Origin of the sequence: Ferruginibacter sp. HRS2-29 (assembly GCF_024343615.1) — a bacterium.
GTDB lineage: Bacteria > Bacteroidota > Bacteroidia > Chitinophagales > Chitinophagaceae > Ferruginibacter.
On sequence record NZ_RJUB01000073.1, the window covers coordinates 1 to 2,031 of the forward strand.

Annotated in this window: 3 protein-coding genes and 1 tRNA gene; 3 read left to right on the forward strand and 1 reads right to left on the reverse strand. The window is 45.2% G+C overall.

Annotated features, from left to right (window positions below; translation table 11 throughout):
* The first annotated feature begins 159 nt into the window (after nt 1-159).
* Nucleotides 160-244: transfer RNA gene (locus tag EGI32_RS10965), tRNA-Ser, on the forward strand.
* Nucleotides 245-321: 77 nt separating this feature from the next.
* On the opposite strand, the gene EGI32_RS10970 is transcribed toward EGI32_RS10965, so the two are convergent.
* Nucleotides 322-696 (reverse strand): helix-turn-helix domain-containing protein, encoded by a 375-nt coding sequence (locus EGI32_RS10970; RefSeq protein ID WP_255155392.1) that lies wholly within the window; start codon nt 694-696, stop codon nt 322-324.
* Nucleotides 697-807: 111 nt separating this feature from the next.
* Here EGI32_RS10970 and EGI32_RS10975 point away from each other — a divergent pair, with 111 nt between their 5' ends.
* Nucleotides 808-1,410 carry an FMN-dependent NADH-azoreductase gene (locus tag EGI32_RS10975; RefSeq protein WP_255155393.1) on the forward strand — a complete coding sequence of 201 codons (603 nt, stop codon included), beginning with the start codon at nt 808-810 and terminating at the stop codon, nt 1,408-1,410.
* A 178-nt stretch (nt 1,411-1,588) separates the two neighbouring features.
* Nucleotides 1,589-2,031, forward strand: a 443-nt coding sequence (locus EGI32_RS10980; RefSeq protein WP_255155422.1) for an alcohol dehydrogenase catalytic domain-containing protein, incomplete at its 3' end; no start/stop codon positions are given.

Sequence of the window (2,031 nt, forward strand, 5' to 3'; positions counted from 1 at the left end):
CCCCGGAGGTTTTAAAAACATAAACCCCGGAGGTTTTGGAAACCTCCGGGGTTTGCACTCAAATCCTAACATCCTCATACAAAATGCGTTGCAATAAAAAAAATAAAAAAGAAGTAACAATTTTTTGTTCTACAAAATTTGAACCCTTACTTTTGCCGCGGAGAGCTGGCAGAGTGGTCGATTGCGGCAGTCTTGAAAACTGTTGACTGTTACAGGTCCGGGGGTTCGAATCCCTCGCTCTCCGCCGAAATAATAAAAAAAGCACTGATATTCAGTGCTTTTTTTGTTGAGTTACTTCACCTGCTTTTTATGTTATTTTCCTTAAACGCCTGCTGCCATCTTCCTTTCCATCCTGATCTTGTCCCTGTGCTTGTGCCCCCATTCGTACAGCGATTGAAGGATATCTCCCAGAGAATCGGCGTAATCGGTTAGCTGGTATTCCACCACCACCGGCGTTTTATCATGCACGAGCCTTTTTACAAAACCGTTCATTTCAAGATCCTTCAATTCCCCCGATAACACCCGGGCGGAAATGCCCGAAATGGCCCGCTGCACTTCATTGAAACGTTTACTGCCTTCCTTCAACGCCACGATCACCCGGATCTTCCATTTGCCCCCGATCACATAAAGCGCATCGTCGATGGAAGACAGGCGGCTGATACATTCCGTATGATTGGCTGGTTTTGCATATTCCATAATTAACTGATTTTTAGTTAACTATACAAAAGGTTACCGCTAATCTTTTGTATAGTACTTACTTTTGGTTACCAAAGGTGCATAATTTTGGTCAACAAAAAAATTATGACAATGAAAAAAATATTGCACGTTATTTCAAGCCCGAGGGGCAATGCTTCTTACAGTATCCGTTTAGGAAATAAGATAGTAGAAAAATTGCTGGCCGGATATCCTGGCAGCACAGTTAAAGAGTACGACCTCGTAAATGTCCATTTTCCCCATCTTGAGGAAGCCCACCTTACTTCATTTTTTACGCCGGCAGAAGTGCGCACAAAAGAAAACCTGGAAGCCGTCAAACATTCAGATGAGGCCATCGCGGCGATACAGGAAGCTGATATCATCGTGATCGGTGCGCCGATGTATAATTTTGGCATACATTCTTCGCTGAAAGCCTGGCTGGATCATATTGTACGCAAAGGCATCACATTTTCCGTTGGCGAAAAAGGCGCTGAAGGATTGATCAGGGGAAAAAAAGTGTACATCGCCATGAGTTCCGGCTGGATCTATTCCGAAGGTGCGGCAAAAGCGAATGATTTTGTGGTACCATACCTCACATTTATGCTGAGTTTTATCGGCCTGTCGGATATCACCGTTTTCCGCATAGAAGGAGTGGGTATCCCGGGCAATGAAGAGCAGGCTGTGGAAAAGGGGTTGAGCAGTGTGGTAGTGGATTAGGACGAAAACGTTTTCGGTAACAGGTAGAACGCAGGGCAATACTTTCGGGTAGTATCCCTGCGTTTTTAGCTTCCGTTTTGCGGAATAAATTTTTAACAGGCACCCCAAAGCAATGACTTAAAGTTATATTTGCTACCGGCCATTTAAGGCCGGTTTCCTTCTAAAAATTCAGAAAATCATGATCCAAACAAAAGCTTATGCTGCGCAAAACGAAACAACCCCGCTTGCGCCATGGACATTCGAAAGGCGTGAAGTAGGGCCGCACGATGTTCAGTTTGATATCCAGTTCTGTGGCGTATGCCACTCCGATCTTCACCAGGTCAGGAATGACTGGTTTCCCGGAATATTCCCGATGGTACCAGGACACGAGATCGTTGGCCGAGTGGTAAAAGTAGGCGATCACGTGAAAAACTTCAAAGTAGGCGATCTTGCCGGAACCGGCTGTATAGTAGACTCCTGCCGCGTTTGCGAAAACTGCAAACAAGACCTGGAACAATATTGCCTCAATGGAAATTCACAGACTTACAACGGCCTGGAGCAGGATAAAAAGACGCCGACCTATGGCGGTTATTCCAACACGATCGTAGTAAATGAAGATTTTGTACTGCACGTCTCCGATAA